Annotated in this window: 19 protein-coding genes; 9 read left to right on the top strand and 10 right to left on the bottom strand. The window is 62.7% G+C overall.

All coding sequences use genetic code 11. The features are described from left to right. Window positions 1-43: 43 nt before the first annotated feature. The 4 genes from rpe to DVU_RS11820 all read left to right on the top strand — a co-directional run bounded on the left by rpe (window position 44) and on the right by DVU_RS11820 (window position 4,866). Window positions 44-712: a ribulose-phosphate 3-epimerase gene (gene rpe / locus DVU_RS11835; protein WP_010939801.1), complete on the top strand. Its 669-nt coding sequence runs from the start codon at window positions 44-46 to the stop codon at window positions 710-712. Between the two features lie 90 nt (window positions 713-802). Continuing rightward, window positions 803-2,797, top strand: a complete 1,995-nt coding sequence (gene tkt, locus DVU_RS11830; RefSeq protein WP_010939800.1) for a transketolase — start codon at window positions 803-805, stop codon at window positions 2,795-2,797. Between the two features lie 136 nt (window positions 2,798-2,933). Next, window positions 2,934-4,115: a phosphoglycerate kinase gene (locus tag DVU_RS11825; RefSeq protein ID WP_010939799.1), complete on the top strand. Its 1,182-nt coding sequence runs from the start codon at window positions 2,934-2,936 to the stop codon at window positions 4,113-4,115. A gap of 352 nt (window positions 4,116-4,467) precedes the next feature. Further along, on the top strand, window positions 4,468-4,866 hold the full coding sequence (locus DVU_RS11820) for a MucR family transcriptional regulator (RefSeq protein WP_010939797.1): 399 nt from the start codon (window positions 4,468-4,470) through the stop codon (window positions 4,864-4,866). A gap of 142 nt (window positions 4,867-5,008) precedes the next feature. Here DVU_RS11820 and DVU_RS11815 read toward each other — a convergent pair whose 3' ends face one another. The 8 genes from DVU_RS11815 to rplM form a co-directional block, all read right to left on the bottom strand. Continuing rightward, window positions 5,009-6,658 (bottom strand): nickel-dependent hydrogenase large subunit, encoded by a 1,650-nt coding sequence (locus DVU_RS11815; RefSeq protein ID WP_010939796.1) that lies wholly within the window; start codon window positions 6,656-6,658, stop codon window positions 5,009-5,011. Between the two features lie 12 nt (window positions 6,659-6,670). Then, window positions 6,671-7,645: a hydrogenase small subunit gene (locus DVU_RS11810; RefSeq protein WP_014524527.1), complete on the bottom strand. Its 975-nt coding sequence runs from the start codon at window positions 7,643-7,645 to the stop codon at window positions 6,671-6,673. Next, a complete protein-coding gene (locus DVU_RS11805) occupies window positions 7,642-8,055 on the bottom strand; it encodes a cytochrome c3 family protein (protein ID WP_014524526.1) in 414 nt (137 codons plus the stop codon). The genes DVU_RS11810 and DVU_RS11805 overlap by 4 nt, the downstream gene beginning before the upstream one ends. 519 nt (window positions 8,056-8,574) lie before the next feature. Beyond that, the gene (locus DVU_RS11800; protein ID WP_010939793.1) at window positions 8,575-9,051 is read right to left on the bottom strand and encodes a lipoprotein; all 477 of its coding nucleotides are present in this window, start codon (window positions 9,049-9,051) and stop codon (window positions 8,575-8,577) included. Window positions 9,052-9,080: 29 nt separating this feature from the next. After that, the gene (locus DVU_RS11795) at window positions 9,081-9,683 is read right to left on the bottom strand and encodes a hypothetical protein (RefSeq protein ID WP_010939792.1); all 603 of its coding nucleotides are present in this window, start codon (window positions 9,681-9,683) and stop codon (window positions 9,081-9,083) included. Beyond that, window positions 9,676-10,218, bottom strand: a complete 543-nt coding sequence (gene thrB, locus DVU_RS11790; protein WP_010939791.1) for a homoserine kinase — start codon at window positions 10,216-10,218, stop codon at window positions 9,676-9,678. Before thrB ends, DVU_RS11795 begins: the two co-directional genes overlap by 8 nt. Before the next feature lie 551 nt (window positions 10,219-10,769). Continuing rightward, a complete protein-coding gene (rpsI, locus tag DVU_RS11785) occupies window positions 10,770-11,162 on the bottom strand; it encodes a 30S ribosomal protein S9 (RefSeq protein WP_010939789.1) in 393 nt (130 codons plus the stop codon). 18 nt (window positions 11,163-11,180) lie between these two features. Then, window positions 11,181-11,615 carry a 50S ribosomal protein L13 gene (gene rplM / locus DVU_RS11780; RefSeq protein ID WP_010939788.1) on the bottom strand — a complete coding sequence of 145 codons (435 nt, stop codon included), beginning with the start codon at window positions 11,613-11,615 and terminating at the stop codon, window positions 11,181-11,183. A 197-nt stretch (window positions 11,616-11,812) separates the two neighbouring features. On the opposite strand from rplM, the gene DVU_RS11775 reads away from it, so the two are divergent. Further along, window positions 11,813-13,054 (top strand): HD domain-containing protein, encoded by a 1,242-nt coding sequence (locus DVU_RS11775; RefSeq protein ID WP_010939787.1) that lies wholly within the window; start codon window positions 11,813-11,815, stop codon window positions 13,052-13,054. A gap of 361 nt (window positions 13,055-13,415) precedes the next feature. Beyond that, the gene (locus DVU_RS11770) at window positions 13,416-13,901 is read left to right on the top strand and encodes a CBS domain-containing protein (protein WP_010939786.1); all 486 of its coding nucleotides are present in this window, start codon (window positions 13,416-13,418) and stop codon (window positions 13,899-13,901) included. Window positions 13,902-14,120: 219 nt separating this feature from the next. Here DVU_RS11770 and DVU_RS11765 read toward each other — a convergent pair whose 3' ends face one another. Next, window positions 14,121-15,176, bottom strand: coding sequence for an HD-GYP domain-containing protein (locus tag DVU_RS11765; RefSeq protein ID WP_010939785.1), 1,056 nt, complete (start codon window positions 15,174-15,176; stop codon window positions 14,121-14,123). Between the two features lie 2 nt (window positions 15,177-15,178). Then, a complete protein-coding gene (gene pyk / locus DVU_RS11760; protein ID WP_010939784.1) occupies window positions 15,179-16,588 on the bottom strand; it encodes a pyruvate kinase in 1,410 nt (469 codons plus the stop codon). A gap of 153 nt (window positions 16,589-16,741) precedes the next feature. Here pyk and mraZ point away from each other — a divergent pair, with 153 nt between their 5' ends. The 3 genes from mraZ to DVU_RS11745 are packed head-to-tail and all read left to right on the top strand — an operon-like array spanning window position 16,742 to window position 18,466. Continuing rightward, complete coding sequence (mraZ, locus tag DVU_RS11755) at window positions 16,742-17,191, top strand: division/cell wall cluster transcriptional repressor MraZ (protein ID WP_010939783.1); 450 nt, start codon at window positions 16,742-16,744, stop codon at window positions 17,189-17,191. A gap of 13 nt (window positions 17,192-17,204) precedes the next feature. Further along, window positions 17,205-18,176, top strand: coding sequence for a 16S rRNA (cytosine(1402)-N(4))-methyltransferase RsmH (gene rsmH / locus DVU_RS11750; RefSeq protein WP_010939782.1), 972 nt, complete (start codon window positions 17,205-17,207; stop codon window positions 18,174-18,176). Between the two features lie 2 nt (window positions 18,177-18,178). Then, complete coding sequence (locus DVU_RS11745) at window positions 18,179-18,466, top strand: hypothetical protein (RefSeq protein ID WP_010939781.1); 288 nt, start codon at window positions 18,179-18,181, stop codon at window positions 18,464-18,466. The last annotated feature ends 9 nt before the right edge of the window (window positions 18,467-18,475 follow it).

The following is an 18,475-nucleotide window of genomic DNA, read 5'->3' as shown; positions in this document are numbered from 1 at the left end:
TTGCGCGTCGTTGCGGGGCGCCGCCCCGCCGAGAGACCCCACCATGATTCTTTCCCCCTCGCTTCTGTCGTCCGATTTCGGTCGACTCACGGAAGAACTCGCCGCGCTTGAAGCGGCGGGCGTCAAGTGGGTCCACTGGGATGTGATGGACGGTCGCTTCGTGCCCAACATCACCTACGGACAGCCTGTCATCAGCCACCTGCGCAAGAAGAGCGGCCTCTTCTTCGATGTGCACCTCATGGTCCATGAACCGGAACGCTATCTTGCCGACTTCGCCAAGGCGGGGGCGGATATGCTGGTGGTACATGCCGAGGCGACCAACCACCTGCAACGCACACTGGCGGAGATTCGCCGCCTCGGGTGCAAGGCGGGGGTGGCGCTCAACCCGCACACGCCGCTTTCGGTGCTCGACTACGTGCTCGAAGATGTGGATATGGTGCTCATCATGAGCGTCAACCCCGGCTTCGGGGGGCAGAAGTTCCTGCCCGCCACGTACCGCAAGATACGCGACCTGCGCGCCATGCTCGATGCCCGTGGCCTTTCCGCGCATATACAGGTCGATGGCGGTGTCGACCCTTCCAACACGGCAGCCCTCGTCGAGAGCGGGGCCGATGTGCTGGTGTCCGGGTCGGCGTTCTTCGGTTTTCCGCCGTATGACCAGCGCCTGCGCGCTTTCGAGGACGCAGCGGCTGCCGCACGCCCCGCGAACTGAAACGTGTTCTCATCCGTTGCCATGCGCCACGGAACAGACTAGGGGAAGCCACCCGGCCCGTACCGGGGCAACCCGCCGATGGAGGAATCAATGCCGTCTCGCAAGGATTTTGCCAATGCCATTCGCGTCCTGAGCATGGATGCGGTCGAAAAGGCCAAGTCGGGGCACCCCGGTGCACCCATGGGTATGGCCAACATCGCCGAAGCCCTCTGGAGAGGGCCGCTGCGCCACAACCCCGCCAACCCGCACTGGCCCGACCGTGACCGTTTCGTGCTCTCCAACGGGCACGGTTCCATGCTCATCTACGCGCTGCTGCATCTCACCGGCTATGCCGTGAGCATGGACGACATCCGTGATTTTCGCCAGATGGGCTCGCGTACGCCGGGACACCCCGAGTACGGCATCACCCCCGGGGTCGAGACCACCACCGGCCCCCTCGGGCAGGGCATCGCCACCGCCGTGGGTATGGCCATGGCCGAGCGTATGCTCGCCACCGGGTTCAACCGTGACGGCTTCCCCGTGGTCGACCACCACACCTATGTGTTCCTTGGTGACGGCTGCATGATGGAAGGCATCTCGCACGAGGCATGCTCCCTTGCGGGCACGCTGGGCCTCGGCAAGCTCATCGCCTTCTACGATGACAACGGCATCTCCATCGATGGCGAGGTCAAGGGCTGGTTCGCCGACGACACCCCCGCCCGCTTCGAAGCCTACGGCTGGCATGTGGTACGCGATGTTGATGGCCACGATGCTGCGGCCCTCGATGCCGCCCTCGCCGCCGCGCGTGCGCAGACCGGCAAGCCCAGCCTCATCTGCTGCAAGACCTGCATCGGCAGTGGTGCCCCCAACAAGTGCGGCAGCCACGACTGCCACGGTTCGCCTCTGGGCGAGGCCGAGATTGCCGCCGCCCGCGAGGCCATGAACTGGCCGCACCCGCCGTTCGAGATTCCCGCCGACATCTATGCCGCGTGGGATTGCCGCGACAAGGGTGCCAAGGACGAAGCCGCATGGCGTGAGATGTTCGAGGGCTACCGCAAGGCGTACCCCGACCTTGCCGCCGCATTCGAACGCCGCATGTCCGGTGAACTTCCCGCCAACTGGGAAGCCGAGGTCGAAGCCTGCATCGCCGCCACCGACAGCGCCGCAGAGAAGCTGGCGACGCGTGTGGCTTCGCGCAACGCCCTCAACGGCATCGCGCCGCTGCTGCCTGAACTCGTGGGCGGTTCCGCCGACCTCACCGGTTCGGTGGGCACATGGCACAAGGGGTCGGTTCGCCTCACCCCCGACAACTGGGACGCCAACTACATCTCCTACGGGGTGCGCGAGTTCGCCATGGGGGCCATCATGAACGGCCTCACCCTGCATGGCGGCTTCATCCCCTACGCCGGCACCTTCCTCATCTTCTCCGACTACGCCAAGAACGCCATCCGCCTTTCGGCCCTGATGGGCATCCGCGTGGTGTGGGTGCTGACCCACGACTCCATCGGCGTGGGCGAGGACGGCCCCACCCACCAGCCTGTCGAACAGCTGGGCGGGCTGCGGCTCATTCCCAACGTCTCGGTATGGCGTCCGTGCGACACGGTCGAGACCGTGGCCGCTTGGAAGAGTGCCATCGAATGCGCCACCGGCCCCACATGCATCTCCCTCACCCGTCAGGGTGTGCCGCACATCGCCCGCACAGCCGAACAGCGTGCGGCCATCGGGCGCGGCGGCTACATCCTGCGCGACTGCGCGGGCAAGCCCGAAGCCATCATCATGGCTACGGGGTCTGAAGTGCAACTGGCTGTCGAGGCCGCTGCCGAACTTGAGAAGCGTGGTCGCCGCGTGCGCGTCGTTTCCATGCCTTCGTCTTCCGTCTTCGACCGGCAGGATGCCGCCTACCGTGAGAGCGTCCTGCCCTCCGACGTGCGCGTGCGCGTGGCCGTGGAGGCCGCCGCGTCCGACGCATGGTGGAAGTATGTGGGTCTCGACGGCAAGGTGGTCGGCATGACCGGTTTCGGCGAGTCCGCACCCGGCGGTGTCCTGTTCAAGCATTTCGGCTTCACCGTGGACAACGTGGTGGATACCGTCACGTCGCTTCTCTAGCCGAGGGCGGGCCGCTGGCGACGTCATGCCGTCGGTCGTGCCTTCTCCATGCTCTATGACCCGGGGCGCGAACGTGGTAGGATGACCGCGTTCGCGCCTTTCTCGTAATGCATCCAGCCTGCCAGGAGAGCAACGCATGGCCGTTATCAAGATGACCGATCTCGACCTCAAGGGAAAACGGGTTCTTCTGCGTGAAGACCTCAACGTGCCCCTCAAGGAGGGGCGCATCACCAGCGACAAGCGCATACGCGCCGCTCTGCCGTCCATTCGCATGGCGATGGAGGCGGGGGCCCGTGTGCTTATCGTCTCGCATCTGGGTCGCCCCGTAGAGGGCGAGTTCGATGAGGCTTTTTCGCTCGCCCCTGTGGCCGCACATCTTTCGCGCGAACTCGGGCGTGATGTGCGTCTTGTGAAGGACTACATCGACGGTGTGGATGTCGCCGAGGGCGATTGCGTCCTGTGCGAGAACGTCCGCTTTCTCAAGGGTGAGAAGAAGAACACCGAGGAACTGGGCAGAAGGCTTGCCGCTCTGTGCGACATCTTCGTCATGGACGCGTTCGGTGCCGCACACCGGGCGCAGGCTTCTACCCACGCCGTGGCGCGCTTCGCCCCTGTTGCCTGCGCGGGGCCGCTGCTGGCTGCAGAACTTGACGCGCTGGAACGCGCCCTTGACGCCCCGAAGCACCCGCTTGTGGGCATCATCGGCGGTTCGAAGGTCTCGACCAAGCTGACGCTTCTCGACAACCTGTCACACCGTGTCGACCGCCTCATCGTGGGCGGCGGCATCGCCAATAATTTCATCAAGGCCGCCGGTTACGAAGTGGGCAAGTCCCTCTATGAGCCCGAACTCGTGGAAGAGGCCGCACGCCTCATGGCCGCAGCCAGGGCAGCTGGCGGTGAGATTCCCGTGCCGCTGGACGTGGTGGTCGGCCCCGAGTTGGCCGATGGTGCCCCTGCCACGGTGCGGAAGGTCTCCGAAGTCGGCCCTGACGAGATGATTCTCGACATCGGCCCCGCGACGGCGACACGTTACCGCGAGATTCTGCTCGCCGCCGGAACCATCGTCTGGAACGGCCCGGTGGGTGCTTTCGAGTGGGAACAGTTCGGGGCAGGAACCCGCGCCCTGTGCGAGGCTGTCGCCGACAGTCCTGCCTTTTCGATAGCCGGCGGTGGCGATACCGTCGCCGCCGTCGAGAAGTATGGCGTTGCCAGCCGTGTGGGATACATCTCCACGGGTGGTGGAGCCTTCCTCGAGTTCCTTGAAGGCAAGGAACTTCCGGCTGTCGCCATACTGCAGGAAAGGGCCGCGCAATCGTGATGCTCTAGCGTGCTACGTACTGTGGGCGGCCTTCGCAATGCTGAAGGCCGCCTTTTTTTGTCATGAGCCTGTGAAAGGCCATGCAGCTATGGGCGTGGCTGTGCCGAACGATGGATGTCGCGTGCTTCGGAATAGCCTCTACGCAGAAGTACCTTTGGAACAGGCTATGCAAGTGGGGTGGCTTTGGTTGTACTTTAAGGAAAACTAATCTGATCGTTCGTTGTGCCGACTGTTGTGGGCTTTGCACTATTCATTGTGTTGACGTTTATCTGTGGTGACTGTATGTGACGGCTGTCTGCAAGTTGTTGAAAATCGTTCTTTACGTCACCGGAAGGTCCACAGGGGGGCCCACATGGACGAATTCCTCAAAGAGGCACTGGAAATAGTCAAGGCGCAGGCCAGTGTGCGCACGATGACCGAGGATGAAATCACCGCCATGGTACGTAAGCTCGCCACAGGGCTGAAGGCCATTGCGGAAGGTGAGATGAACCTTGAAGAAGGCTGCTGCGAAACGGGGGGAGACCCTCGCAAGGCCATCAAGGAAAAGACCATCACCTGCCTCGAATGCGGCAAGTCGTTCAAGATTCTCACGAAGAAACACTTGGCGAGTCATGGTCTCGACCCGGACAGCTATCGTGAGAAGTGGGGGCTCAAGAAGAACTCTCCGCTGGTGTGCAAGTCGTTGCAGCGTGAGCGTCGTAAGAAGATGAAGGATATGAAGTTGTGGGAGAAGCGCCGTAAGGCCAAGTAGCAGCGTCTTCCGCTCTATACGTTTCGTTCTGTTTCCTTTGCAGGGGCACCGCCGTTTGCTGGCGGTGCCCCTTGTCGTTGCAATGCGGCGTTTGCCCGTTCCGTTGCCATTCGTCGCAGTGCGGCAACGGCCACGCGGGCCGCTAGAGGACGCGTATGACCTGTCTGTCGCCCGCATGAATGAGGTGGACGGCACAGGCAAGGCAGGGGTCGAACGAGTGGACGGTCCGCAAGACCTCCACCGGGCGTTCGGCATCCAGTACAGGGTTGCCCATGAGCGACTCCTCGACGGGAGAGGGCTTGCCAGCCTCGCACCGGGGGCCGAGGTTCCATGTGCTTGGCACCACCATCTGGTAGTTCGCCGTCTTTCCGCCTTCGATGCGTATCCAGTGTGAGAGGCCGCCTCGCGTCACGGCACAGAAGCCCACGCCCTTGGCCTTGTCGGGCATCTTCCATGGCTTGAATATCTCGACCGGACCAGCCTTGATGCGTGCTTCAAGGTCGTTGAGCCAACCTTCGATACGGTTCATGAGCACCACGCATTCCACCATCCGGGCGGCAGTGCGCCCCATGGTGGAGAACATGTTCTCCTTGTTCAGCCCGCAGGCTGCGAGCCATGCATCCATGCGGCGGACGGTCTCCTGTTCGCCCCGTGCGTAGGCGAGCATCCGTCGTGCAAGAGGGCCTGTTTCAACAGGTTCGCCCCTGTAACGCGGGGCCTTGGCCCACGAGTACCGGTCGTTCTGGTCGTAGCCCGTGTAGTCCGGGGCTGTGACGCCGTCATACGGGGGCTTGGGGGCTCCTTTGACATACCAGCTGTGGGCCACATGCTCCACTATCTGTTCCGGGTTCACCTCCTCGACCTTCTTGAAGTCGCGCGCCCACATCACCCCGCCTCTGAAGAAGGGTGCCTTGCCCGTCTCAGGGTCGAAGAAGTCGGAGAAGTCCATGAAGTTCGTAGTGCGCCCGTACGTCGCCACTTCGGGATAGCGTTTGCCGAGTATGGTGAGGTCGCCCACGTAGTTGTGATTGATGAAGGCGCGCGTGTCCTCATAGAGGGCCCTGAATTCCGCGATACGTTCAGGCCGGAGACTTTCGTAGCAGGTGACACCCCCTACCTGCATGGTCTGGGCGTGGGGGTTCTTGCCGCTGAAGATGGCCATGGCCCGTGCTATCTTCATCTGTACCTTGAGCGCTTCGAGATAGTTGGTGGCAAGGATGAGGTTCTCTTCCGGCGAGAGGCGATACGCCGGATGCCCACCGAGGGAATAGGCGTGATTGAGCCACCCCAGTTGCCCACCCTCTACGAACTTCTTGAGCCGCCCCTGCACGATGAAGAAGTCGCCGGGCTGTGTCTCCCGTCCCGAGACCTCGCTCGCGAGCTTCGCCGCAGCCACGGCATCCGCTTTCAGGGCATCTGCCATGTCGAAGAAGTCGAGCGAGTGCAGGTGGTAGAAGTGCACGAGGTGGTCGTGCACGTCGAGGGTCGACAGGATGAGCAGCCGCACGAGTTCTGCCGCTGGCGGAGGCTTGAGGCCGATGGCGTTCTCGACGGCGCGGATGCTGGTCAGCGCATGTGTCGTGGTGCATACGCCGCAGACACGCTGCACATAGTGGTGCACGTCTTCCGGCGGACGTCCCTGAACGATCATCTCGATGCCTCTGAACAACTGGGCGCTGGACCATGCGTTGGCGACCTTGCCGTCCTTGACATCCACATCGATCTTGAGGTGCCCCTCGATGCGCGTGATGGGGTCTATGGTGATGGGCCCTGTGAATGCTTTAGCCGTCATGCTGATGCCTCCTTAGGCCTTGTCGCTCTTCTGGCGGACATCTTTGTTGAAGGGGGCCAGCGCGTCCCAGAAGCCGGGTTCGCTGCAGCCAATGCAAGGGGCTCCAGCCCTGACCGGCCAGTTGACCTGATTGAACTGGGCTGTCGGGCAGTTGTTGTAGGTGTAGGGCCCTCGACATCCCAGCTTGTGCAGGCACCAGCCTTCACGTGCCTCCTTCGATTCGAAGCCGGGGGCGAACTCGTCGGCGTTGAAGTGCTTCCGTCTTTCACACTGGTCGTGCACGGTCGTGCCGTAGAACATCTTCGGCCTACCGGCACTGTCGAGTTCGGGCATGCCCTTGGTGAGCAGATGGACGACGGTACCTATGTAGTTCACCGGGTTGGGGGGGCATCCTGCGATGTTGATGGGCTGGATGCCGAACGGGGCAAGGGCTTCGCGTACGCCGATGGCTCCCGAAGGGTTGGGGGCGGCTGCCTGTATGCCGCCGAAGCTCGCACATGTGCCCATGGCGATGACAGCCTTGGCCCCGCTCGCCACCCGGCTGAACAGCGAGAGCATGGTCTCGCCACCGACCTGCCCGTAGACCCCGCCCTTGCGGGTGGGAATGGCACCTTCGATGGTGCAGACGTAGCCCGCGGGGTTGCGAAGGGCGTCCTCCAGCGCATGATGGGCGGCCCTGCCTGCTGCCGCCATCACCGTCTCGCAGTAGTCCAGCGAGATGACCTCCATCATCAGGATGTCGATGAAGGGGTCGATGGAACGGAGAAGACCTTCGGTGCAGCCAGTGCATTCTGCGCCATGCATGTACACCACGCTGGGGCGCCCCTTTGCCTGAAGCGCCTCGGCGACGGCAGGGGCGAATCCGGGGCCCATGCCCATGGCGACGGCGACGATGCCGCAGAACTTCATGAACTCGCGGCGGGTCATGCGACCGTCTTCAGCCTGTCGAGCAAGGAGTTTTGCCGGAATGCGTGTCGTGTAGCTCATTGTGCACCCCCGGTAGGCAAGGGATGACATCCGCGTGTGCATGAAATGGGTGGCTCACCCTGCTTCAGAAGGCGCTTCTGGCGATGGCACCCCATGCAGCTATAGGCCTTGTCATTGTGCCAGGCCCGATAGAAGCTCATCTGTTCGGCATCTCCGGGCTTGTTGTGGCATTGGCTGCAGGGAAGAAAGCTGCCGAGGGACTTGTCGGATTCTTCGTGGTGGCATGCCTTGCACGGGTTGTGGATGGCATGGAATCCGTGCGGGAACTTCACGGGACCGACCCATGAGGCCACGGGTTTGTTCTTGGCCGGACGTTTGATCTCGATTTCCTTGGGTACGTCATAGGCTGCCGCTAGTGCAGGAGACAACAGCACCAGTGTGAGCAGACCCCATCGAATTGCTGACCGCATCGCGCTACCTCCATGATGACGGATATACCTTCCATGGTACAGGCAGGGCGTTTTTTCGGTCAACGGTGTGCGGTGTGAACGCACATGATATCTTTTGGGGCAGGTATGCTGGCGGCCCGCTGCAGAGTCCTTTGCGACGACCCGGCATGGCTGCAGACGTGGCTGCAGGGCGTAGTCGGCCTTGAGCAGACGGTCAGGCGTGAAGATGGGCGGAAGGCCCGCCGTGGTGCCGGGCGTGGGTGCTGCAGTGCGGGCAGACGCGCAAGGGCATATGGCGCGGTGAAACGGCAGACACCGTTTGGCACGTTACGGTAGCTGTCTACTGATACTCTGGGCAGGGACCGGGGGGCTGACGGAGGGGGATGCGCAACCGGCTATGATGACGGGGCATCATGGCGCTGGAATGGCGCGCGGGTGCACTCAGGGAGAACACGACCACGTGGCGGCGTCGCAGTATTATGTCGCTCGATTCTCGACGATGTGCCGGAGGTTGCATCGGCGAGATGAAAAGCCGCAGGATCATTCCTCCAGGGCGACCTCAGTGGCGACGAAGCTGCGGCCCTCATCGGGCATGGACGATTCGCGGAGGACGATACGGTAGCCGAAGGCCAGTTGCAGGGGCCTGTCTCCCGGTTGGAATCGTGTGTCGATGCGTATTTCGAACGGAAGTGCGCCGGATTCTTCGATGGTGCGCGGGATGAAGTCGATGTCGCCGGATGCGAGGACGTTACCGGAAGTATCGCAGATGTAGGCATAGACGACATACTGCGCGACGTGTTTCGCCCACGATGGCACGGAAGCGGGAACGAGGCGTGCCGTACCGACGACGCCGACCTGATGGTCGAGGGCCACAGTGGTGTAGTCGAAGGCTGCGTGGCGCATGGTCAGCGTGCCGGATTGACCTGCGAGGGCGGATGCCCGCTGCAGATGGAGGGCCGTCGTCTGGGCACAGCCGCCCAGCATCAAGAGAAGCAGAAGAGCGACTGCACGCAGCATGACTTCTCCGGGGTTGATGTTCTTGTGGGTCAAGGCTTTGGGGGACCATAGACCAGCATTTCGGCGAGGGTCAAGTCGACCCGTTGCTGTCGTGCTGCTGTGGGCCCGAGGTGCTCCATCTCCAGCTTTGCGAGCTCGGTGTAGAGCGGTGTGCGATCAAGCGATGGACGGTCGGCATCGGCGAACTGTGCCGTACAGTTGTCGAAACGATGGCAGCCGCGGAACACCTGCGTTCTTCCATCGGGGAGGCGGAGGATGTTGCGGGTACCGTGCATGCGGCAGATCATGAGCCTGTACTTGTAGAGACCGCACCGCCCTTCGTCGTTGAGCGGACACATGACTCTCGGCACGACTCCGGCGGCGAGGGCGGCATCACACTGCGCGACAACGTCCTTCGCCCTTTCGAGGTAGGCCTCACGCCTCTCCGGGGAGAGGGAGAGCATCCCCTTCCATAGGTAGGCCCACTCAATGCGAGTGTGGTGACGGAAATGCGTCCGGCAACAATTGTCGTCACACCCGGTGCAGGTCAGCCCCGCAGCCGCCGCCGTGGCGTTGTAGGCGGTCTCCATGCGGGTGTAGAGGTCTTCGAGGCGTGCAAATACACCGGGCTTGCGTACGGGTCTTTTAGGCATCTGCCGTCTCCAGCCATGACAGGATGGCGCGACCGCATTCCTCGGGCGTGAGGGTGTCGGCGGTCAAGGTGAAGTCCTGATACGTTTCGTACAGGGCCTTGCGTTCGTTGTAGAGGTCTTCGATGGTCTGCCCCGGTGCGATGGCGAGGCCCCTGTCGGGGTTGCGGGCGATGCGTTCGAGGATGAGCGGCAGCGAGACATCAAGATAGACGACCGGGCCCAGTGACGCGAGATGGCGCATGGCCTCTGCCCGGTAGACGACGCTGCCACCCGTGGAAAGGACAGCCCGTTTCGCCCCGATGCGGCAGATGATGCCGGCTTCCACATCGAGGAAGGCTTCCTTGCTCATGCTGTCGGCCACATTCTGGAGTACTGTCCCGTACGTCGCCTCGATGAGGCTGTCCGTGTCCACATGTGCCCAGTCCATCTGGCGTGCAAGTTCCCTTCCCACTGTCGTCTTGCCTGCACCGGCCATGCCGATGATGGTTACGCAGCATCCTTCAAAAAGTCGTGCGCCTTCACGTCGTGTCATCATTCTCATGTCCTGTCGCGTGATTCGGGGTGGTTGCTTGGTGTATGCGGGGCGGGGCTTGCGTGTCAACCGACGGGGTGGGGGGTGAAGGCGGCGTGTACGGTGATTGACGGATGCTGCCTCGCGTGAGGCCATGCCCTTGACGTGGTGCGTGTCATCCGTGCTGTGGCTGATGTTCGATGGCACCGAGGCTTGCCTGTACGCGGGCAGGGTCTCCGTTGCGAGTCGGCGCTGCTTCATGGGGTACCGTGGATGGTTCATGAAGACCTCACGTCGACCTGCCCCCTCCGGGAAGCTGTGCCTCCGCTGACCATCATCTGTCATGCGGTCAGGATGTATGACCGGAGTGGGGCTGGCATGGGAGTCGCACGCATTGTCATGGTGCTCATGCATGAGAGGTGCGTGGATACGCGGTGCACAGGGCATACACGCAGGAGGGCGGGGCTTCAGGGACGGCGATGCTTCACGAACACGAAAAGGCAGACCCGCAATGCGGGCCTGCCTGTCGTATCCGGGGTGCGTATCCGGTTGCGTATCCGGGGAAAACGCGCGGATTAACGCTTGGAGTACTGGTAGCGGGCGCGTGCGGCGCGCAGACCGTACTTCTTGCGCTCCTTCTTGCGAGCGTCACGGGTGAGGAACCCGGCACGCTTGAGAACGGGGCGCAGTTCGGCGTCGAGTTCGAGCAGGGCGCGGGAGATGCCGTGGCGCACAGCCTCGGCCTGACCGCTGATACCGCCGCCCGCGACATTGACCTTCACGTCGAACTTCTCGAGCATCTTGGTGAGCACGAGGGGCTGACGGATGATCATCTGGAGGGTCTTGCGGGGGAAGAACTCTTCGTAGGGGCGACCATTGATCTCGATGACGCCGGTACCGGGGTAGAGACGGGTACGGGCGGTCGCGGTCTTGCGACGGCCGGTGCCGTAATTGAATTCTTTGGTCATGGCTATCTCCGGACCTGATTAGTACGTCAGCTCAAGGGGCGTGGGCTTCTGGGCGGCATGGGGATGCTCGGTGCCACGGTAGACCTTGAGCTTGGTGAGCATGGCACGACCAAGGCGGTTGCGGGGCAGCATGCCACGCACGGCCTTGAGCAGTACTTCTTCCGGCTTGCTGGCGAGCAGCTTCTCGAGGCTGGTTTCACGAAGCCCGCCCACGTAACCGGAGTGGTTGTAGTATTTCTTCTGGTCCAGCTTCTTGCCGGTGACCTTGATCTTTTCGCAGTTGACCACGACGATGAAGTCGCCGTTGTCCATGTGCGGAGCGAATTCAGGCTTGTGCTTGCCACGCAGGCGATGTGCAATCTGGGTGGCGAGACGGCCGAGAATCTTGTCTTCTGCGTCAACCACAAACCATTCGCGGTTGATGTTCTCGGGCGTAGGGCTGAAAGTTTTCATCAGTATCTCCTCTCTGCTGCTCGAAAGAAGGGTCTATCTATGGAATTCCCCCCGTCATGTCAACTGGAGAGTAACGGGCTCCGGCGCCGATTGCCGGCAGGACTACGGGGGGTAGTATCCTTGTTTCGTCAAACTGTTGAGCTTTATACCATGAAGGCATACATTGCCAAGAAGTTTTATCGACCCTCGGAGGCACGATGTCCGGTATACGTAAGAGTCTTCTCCAGTTCGTCTTTTCCGGTTCGTACATGAAAAGGTGGAACGACAAGCTGCGGCCCGTCGAACTTATCGAGGTGGACAAGCAGGGCCACAAGATGATCGTGGCATGGCTTCTCCTGCAACTGAACGGTGCCCACCTCCCCGAGGAGGAACGTCTCGCCCTTGGCGAGGCTGTGGTCGAGGGCGGTATTTTCGACTATTTCTACCGTCTTGTCATCACCGACATCAAACCACCGGTATTCTACCGCATCCGTGAGAATGAAGAGCACTACCGCCAGCTGACGCAGTGGGTGCTTGAAGAACTCGAGCGCATCGTCAGCCCGCTTGACGCAGGCTTGTGGGAGCGTCTTGTCGCCTACTTCGAACGCCGCGACCACGATACGCTGGCGGACAGGATTCTCAACGCCGCGCATCTCTACGCCTCGGGTTGGGAGTTCAACGTCATCAAGCCGTTCAATGCGTTCGATGACGAGATGGGCGACATCGACGGCTCATTCCAGCGGCGTCTTGGCGAGTTGACCGACGTGCGCGGTGTCGTCGAACTCATCGGCGGCACGAGCAATGCCGTGGGGCGGTTCGCCAACCTTTGCGGGCAACTGCGCTTTCAGAAGCGCTGGTCGCAGACGCCGCGCATTCCCGAGACATCCGTGCTGGGGCACATGTTCATCGTGGCGTGCTACGGCTATTTCTTCAGCGTCGTGCTGGGGGCATGCAAGGCGCGCCGTCAGAACGACTTCTTCACGGGACTGTTCCACGACCTGCCCGAATTGCTCACCCGTGACATCATCTCTCCCGTGAAGCGTTCAGTGGAGCGTCTGCCCGAACTCATCCGCGAGTACGAAGAGCAGGAACTGGACAGGCGCGTCTTCAGGCCTCTCACCGAAGCGGGGCACGGCGCGCTTGCCGACCGCATCGGCTATTTCCTGGGCATCGAGACGGGGTCGGAGTTCGACGAGACCATCCGCGACGGCGGCAAGGTGGTCAAGGTCGACCTCGATGCGCTTCAGGGGTGGGCCAATCGTGATGCCTTCGACCCCAAGGATGGGCGGGTGCTGAAGGTGTGCGACACCATGGCGGCGTTCATCGAGGCGCATACCTCCATCCGCAACGGCATCACGTCGCCCCATCTGCAGGAGGCGCAGGCACGTTTGCGGGCTGAACACCGGAAAGTGGTGCTCGGGCCGCTGCATGTGGGCGCCTTGTTCGCCGATTTCGATTAGCGGGTGTCTTCTGGACGTACCGTGGGGGGGACGCCCTGCTTCCGCCGTGAGCAGGTTCGCCCGCGATTCAGGCAGGATGCCCGCGTACCCTGTCTGCCGAAGGGGCGACGCGGTGCGCGTGTCATGAAGGCAGGTGCCGGGGGCATGTGCCCTGTAGTGTGCCCGTGCGCCGTATTCGCGCGGGATGGGCATGATACGCTTGCATGACACCACGGTGTGAAGCTACAAAGACAATGGAGCCGGGGGGATGCCGTTCCCGTCGGGCGAAGCGGCACAAGGCTTCGCATGTCGTGAATCGTCACCGATGCCAGCATGGCGCCGTAGTCCGGTGCCTGCCGCACCGGACACGCAAGGAGGACTTATGCTGCTCAGAAAGCGCGCTTGGGACATCGTGCGGGAGGACTATCCCCGCCTTCGTGAGGACGATTCGCTGGCCGAGGCCATGCGAAAGCTCAATGCATGCGTTTCCGACGGGTCCGGTAGCCTGTGCGCCCTCGTCATGGATGACGAGGGGCACCTCAAGGGAGCGCTCTCCATTTGGGACACCATGCGCTTCATGGAGGACAACCTGCTGCGTACCGGGTCGTTGCGCGGCATCGAGGAGGACGGGTTCGACCGCATCTTCCGCAATGCCTGCAAGGTGGCGGGGTCGTCGGTCGTCGCCGACCTCATGGACCGGGACATGACCGTGGTCGGCCCCGATGAACCGATTCTGCTCGTCCTGGAGAGCTTCGTGAAGAAGGGACGCAGCTATGCCGTGGTGGTCGAAGCCGGAAAGGTCATCGGCACCATCATGATCAGCGACGTGTTCCGCGAAATCAGCGGCGAGATCATCTGTCGCAGCTAGTCGCATCATGTGCCCGTGTTCGCGGGCAACGGAATAGGACGGCCGCTCTCATGGGCGGCCTTTCTGTTGTCTGAGGCGTTTGTGTCCTGCGAAAGGTGCGGGCAGGCGGTGTCGACTCCGGAGCAGGTGAGCGCCTTTCGTGCCTTGCCGTCCTGAGGGGAACGGGCGTCATCGTGGGAGGCAGGGGCACAGGGAAGCGGGGTGCACACCCGTTGCCGTCTAGGAGCGGGTGGGCTGCGCTTCGAGGACGAGGGCGGTGGTCGCCGCGCCTTCGCGGGAGAACGCCCCGGTCATGAAGGCGGTCAGAAGCTGGCTTGTGTAGCGCGTGTCGTACCGGTTGCGGTCGGCTGCCAGTTCCTGTGCGGCGACAAGGGGCTCCTTGGCGGGGGCGTGGGGCCGTTGGGCGATCATGGCGCTGAACGAGTCGGCGACGGCGGCGATGCGGCCGATGCGGCTTACCTGCTCGCCCTTGAGCTTCTGCGGGTAGCCTGAACCGTCGAGCCGCTCATGATGTTCGAGTACGGCTTGTCGCATCTCGTCGAAGGCAAGGCCCAGCTTGTGCATCGTCTTGATGCCCGAAAGGGGGTGCAGGGGAATCTTGTCGCGCTCTTCGGGCTTGAGCGGGGTCGTCTTGGAGAGGATGAAGGCGGGGATGCGCGCCATGCCGAGGTCGTGCAGCAAAAAGCCCAGTGCGGCCCTGTCGAGGTCGCGTCGTTTGAGCCCGTCACCCATGGAGTTGATGAAAAGCCAGAGGCCCACGGCAAGGGTGTTGAGCGAGTGCTGTGCCAGTGTGTGTTCGCGGAAGAGGCGCCGCATGAAGAGCTTGATGCGGTGCCTGTCCTGCCAGAGATACTCGGTGAAGACCATCATGTCCTTGTAGAGGGTCTCGAACACGGGGCGCACGGGCTGGTCGGCGAAGTCGCTGAAGCGGAGTGCCAGGGCGCGCAGGCAGATGTCAGCCACCTCGCTTTCCTTGAGATTCCTGTCGACGAGGATGAGGTCGAGTTGCTTGACGATGTGCTGCGAATAGATGGGGTGGTCTGTGCGTGATACGAAGAGGTCGCCCTCGTCACACAGGCGGGCGACCTCTTCGACCTGTTCGTTGGAAAGCCGCTGCCCCTTGCGGCTGTAAGGCGTGAGTTGCGCGATGTCGTCCCGGAAACGGAAGAGGTCGACAGGCGGTCGATACTTGGGAAAGCTCGAGAGAATCGCCGCGCTTATCTGGTAGTACTCTTCGGAGATGTTGTCCGGGATGGGGCTTTTGACCGCGCACATGCCTATTTCCTGTAAATCTTGACCAGATTGGTGCCGCGCGGGGTGTCGCCCGGCTTCGGCTGTCCGGCGGTGATGACCACGTCGGCCCCATCGGGGATGTCCGGGCAGCGTTCGATGAACGCCTCTGCACGCTCAAGGTGTCCGCTTATGCCTTCGTCGCCCCCCTCGGGGAACACGCCCCACGAGAAGTTGAGCCAGCGCTGGGCTGCCGGGTCAGGCGTGATGGCATAGACCGGCTGCTGCGGCCTGCGCGAGGAGATGAGCCGCGCCGAACTGCCGCTCAGGCTGTGCGAGACGATGGCATCGGCGTTGGCCTTCTCAGCCAGCAGGCAGGCGGAGTAGGCGAGGAAGTCGGCCGAACCGCGTCCCACGTCAGGCTCACGAAGACGCTGCAATTCGAAGTGCAGCTCTTCGGCCTTCATGGCGATTTCCTTCATGAAATTGACGGTCTCCACCGGGAAGCTGCCCATGGCCGTCTCTTCGGAGAGCATCACGCAGTCGGCACCGTCCAGCACTGCGTTGGCCACGTCTGTGGTCTCGGCGCGTGTGGGCGAGGGGCTGTTGACCATGGAGAGGAGCATCTGCGTCGCCACGATGACGGGCTTTGCCGCACGGTTGCAGGCTCGGATGATGCGCTTCTGCATGGCGGGCAGTTCGGGCAGCGGGCACTCCACGCCGAGGTCGCCGCGGGCGACCATGACGATGTCGGTCTCGGCGAGTATCTCGTCGAGCCTGTCCACGGCGTTCTGCCTTTCAAGCTTGGCGATGACGGGGATGTTGCGGCCCGCTGCGCGGATGATCTCCTTGGCGTCGCGGATGTCGTCGGGGGTCTGCACGTAGGAGAGCGCCACGGCGTCGACCCCGAGGGCGAGGCCGTCGGCAAGGTCTTTGCGGTCCTTGGCCGTGAGCGCGGCGAGCTTGACCGACTTGCCCGGCAGGGCGAGGCCCTTGCGCGAGGTGATCATGCCGTTGTTGTTGGCCTCGAGCTCGAAGGTGCCGTTCGGCCCCTTGTCCACGACACGGAACTGCAGCCCGCCGTCGGAGAGCACCACCCTGTCGCCGATCTCGAACTCGGCGAGTACGGCGGGATGGTCGAAGGGAATGAAGGGGCGGTTGTCGGCGGGGGCAGGGGCGGGCCCCAGCAGGAGCCTGTCACCCTTGGAGACGGAGAGCGCGCCCTTGGCGATTTCGCCTATCCGTATCTTCGGGCCCGAAAGGTCTTGCAGGATGGTGAGCGGGCGCCCGCTCTCACGCTCCAGTTCGCGCAGAAGCCCGATGAGCTCCACGAACATGGATGCGTCGCCATGCGAGAAGTTGAGGCGGAAGATGCCCACGCCTGCATTGACGAGGCGTGAAAGGACTTCGTGCGAACGGGAGGCGGGGCCGATGGTGGCGATAATCTTTGTGCGCATAGTGTGTGCTCTCCGCAATTTGTCTAGTCTTGTCAAGATGTTTGTCCCCAGACTTCTACATAATATCTAGACTCCTCTTCTCAGCGTATTGACACTCGGGGCTCTATCATAGATGAAGTGGGAAATTGTGGTAAATCGTGGTAAGGTGCTCCCATGCTGTTTCGCGGACGCTCTCATCGCAGTCTCGACCCCAAAGGTCGGCTGATGCTGCCCCCCGAGTTCAGGGATATTCTGCTATCTCGCTCGGAGGAAGGCAAGCTCGTGCTGACGAGTTTCGATGGTTGCGTCGTGGGCTACCCGTATCCGGACTGGGTCGAGTTCGAAGACAAGTTCAACCGCCTGAAGAACCCCTCGCGCAAGATGCGCGACTTTCGCAGGCTGGTCATCGGTGGCGCGGAGGAGATGACGGCAGACCCGCAGGGGCGGGTGCGCGTCTCGCGCTCGCACATGGACTATGCCGGACTTACCAAGGATGTGGTGCTGGTCGGGCAGGGAAGCCGTTTCGAGATATGGGACCAGTCGAAGTTCGACGCCATCGTGGCGCAGGACTTCGATGACGTCACTGAAGAACTGGCCGAAAGCGGCATAGATTTCTGCTTCTGACGCAGGCGGGGTTATGAGCGAGCATCCTGAGAACATGACGGCGCCCGAGTGGGCTGCCCATATCCCCGTGCTGCTGGAAGAGGTGCTTGAGTATCTCGCCCCGCGCAAGGGCGGGCGGTACCTCGACGGGACGCTGGGGCTGGCGGGGCACGCCAGTGCGGTGCTCGAACGGGCGGGTGAGGGAACTGAACTGTGCGGCCTCGACCGCGACCCCGAGGCCCTGCGTCGCGCCACGGCGCGCCTTGCGCCTTTCGCCGGGCAGACCCATCTGTACCACCTGCGTTACAGCGAGTTCGAAGAGGCTCTCGACGACCTCGGCTGGCCCACTGTGGACGGTGCACTCATCGACATCGGCGTCTCATCCATGCAGATAGACCTCGCCGAACGCGGTTTCAGCTTCCATGCCGACGGGCCGCTCGACATGCGTATGGACCCCGACGCCCACGAATCGGCGTGGCGCCTCGTGAACCGTGAACGTCACGAAGTGCTCAGGGACATCATCGCCCGCTACGGCGAAGAGCCCATGGCGGGGCGCATCGCCCGTGCCATCGTCGACGCCCGCAATACCGGTTCCATCGACACCACGCTGCAACTTGCCGCCATCGTCGAGCGCGCCTATCCCGCCAAGTGGCGGGCCACGGCCCGCAACCATCCGGCCACGCGCACCTTCCAGGCGTTGCGTATGGCCGTCAACGACGAACTGGGCGAACTTGAGAGATTCCTCGATGCCATCCTCGCCCGACTCGCCCCCGGCGGTCGGCTTGTGGTCATAAGCTTTCATTCGCTGGAAGACCGCATCGTCAAACATCGTATGCGCCACTGGGCGGAAGGGTGCCGCTGCCCCCGGCATGTGCCCCGTTGTGTCTGCGGGCATAGCCCCGAGGTGCGGATACTCACGAAGAGACCGGTCACGGCGACCGATGGTGAACTGGCCCGCAATCCGCGCGCCTCGAGCGCCAAACTGCGTGCGGCGGAGAAGGTATAACCGTGCGTCAGGGTATGGGCGGCTGGCTTCTCGCCATCATCCTCTCCGTGCTCAGTTCCCTCGTCATCGGTCTTTCGCTGGTGTGGCTGAACATCGAACGTATGGACATGGCCTACAACCTGCGCCGGATGCAGGGCGAACTTGAAGACAGGCAAAGCCTGAAGGCCAAACTCGAAGTGGAACGTGACAGGCTGCTCTCGCCCTATGAACTGGGGCGCAAGGCCGTTGCCCTCGGCATGAGGGACGCGCGGCAGGGGCAGATACGTCGACTGGGAGATGGCGGACTGTAGCCCGCCGGA

Origin of the sequence: Nitratidesulfovibrio vulgaris str. Hildenborough (assembly GCF_000195755.1) — a bacterium.
Lineage (GTDB): Bacteria > Desulfobacterota > Desulfovibrionia > Desulfovibrionales > Desulfovibrionaceae > Nitratidesulfovibrio > Nitratidesulfovibrio vulgaris.
Note: the sequence above shows the minus strand (reverse complement) of the source record. Positions and strands in the feature narration are given on the sequence as shown.

Excerpts from the sequence above, each read along its gene's own strand:
- rpe (WP_010939801.1), top strand. The coding sequence starts at position 44 with ATGATTCTTTCCCCCTCGCTTCTGTCGTCCGATTTCGGTCGACTCACG.
- tkt (WP_010939800.1), top strand. The coding sequence starts at position 803 with ATGCCGTCTCGCAAGGATTTTGCCAATGCCATTCGCGTCCTGAGCATG.
- DVU_RS11825 (WP_010939799.1), top strand. The coding sequence starts at position 2,934 with ATGGCCGTTATCAAGATGACCGATCTCGACCTCAAGGGAAAACGGGTT.
- DVU_RS11820 (WP_010939797.1), top strand. The coding sequence starts at position 4,468 with ATGGACGAATTCCTCAAAGAGGCACTGGAAATAGTCAAGGCGCAGGCC.
- DVU_RS11815 (WP_010939796.1), bottom strand. The coding sequence starts at position 6,658 with ATGACGGCTAAAGCATTCACAGGGCCCATCACCATAGACCCCATCACG.
- DVU_RS11810 (WP_014524527.1), bottom strand. The coding sequence starts at position 7,645 with ATGAGCTACACGACACGCATTCCGGCAAAACTCCTTGCTCGACAGGCT.
- DVU_RS11805 (WP_014524526.1), bottom strand. The coding sequence starts at position 8,055 with ATGCGGTCAGCAATTCGATGGGGTCTGCTCACACTGGTGCTGTTGTCT.
- DVU_RS11800 (WP_010939793.1), bottom strand. The coding sequence starts at position 9,051 with ATGCTGCGTGCAGTCGCTCTTCTGCTTCTCTTGATGCTGGGCGGCTGT.
- DVU_RS11795 (WP_010939792.1), bottom strand. The coding sequence starts at position 9,683 with ATGCCTAAAAGACCCGTACGCAAGCCCGGTGTATTTGCACGCCTCGAA.
- thrB (WP_010939791.1), bottom strand. The coding sequence starts at position 10,218 with ATGATGACACGACGTGAAGGCGCACGACTTTTTGAAGGATGCTGCGTA.
- rpsI (WP_010939789.1), bottom strand. The coding sequence starts at position 11,162 with ATGACCAAAGAATTCAATTACGGCACCGGCCGTCGCAAGACCGCGACC.
- rplM (WP_010939788.1), bottom strand. The coding sequence starts at position 11,615 with ATGAAAACTTTCAGCCCTACGCCCGAGAACATCAACCGCGAATGGTTT.
- DVU_RS11775 (WP_010939787.1), top strand. The coding sequence starts at position 11,813 with ATGTCCGGTATACGTAAGAGTCTTCTCCAGTTCGTCTTTTCCGGTTCG.
- DVU_RS11770 (WP_010939786.1), top strand. The coding sequence starts at position 13,416 with ATGCTGCTCAGAAAGCGCGCTTGGGACATCGTGCGGGAGGACTATCCC.
- DVU_RS11765 (WP_010939785.1), bottom strand. The coding sequence starts at position 15,176 with ATGTGCGCGGTCAAAAGCCCCATCCCGGACAACATCTCCGAAGAGTAC.
- pyk (WP_010939784.1), bottom strand. The coding sequence starts at position 16,588 with ATGCGCACAAAGATTATCGCCACCATCGGCCCCGCCTCCCGTTCGCAC.
- mraZ (WP_010939783.1), top strand. The coding sequence starts at position 16,742 with ATGCTGTTTCGCGGACGCTCTCATCGCAGTCTCGACCCCAAAGGTCGG.
- rsmH (WP_010939782.1), top strand. The coding sequence starts at position 17,205 with ATGAGCGAGCATCCTGAGAACATGACGGCGCCCGAGTGGGCTGCCCAT.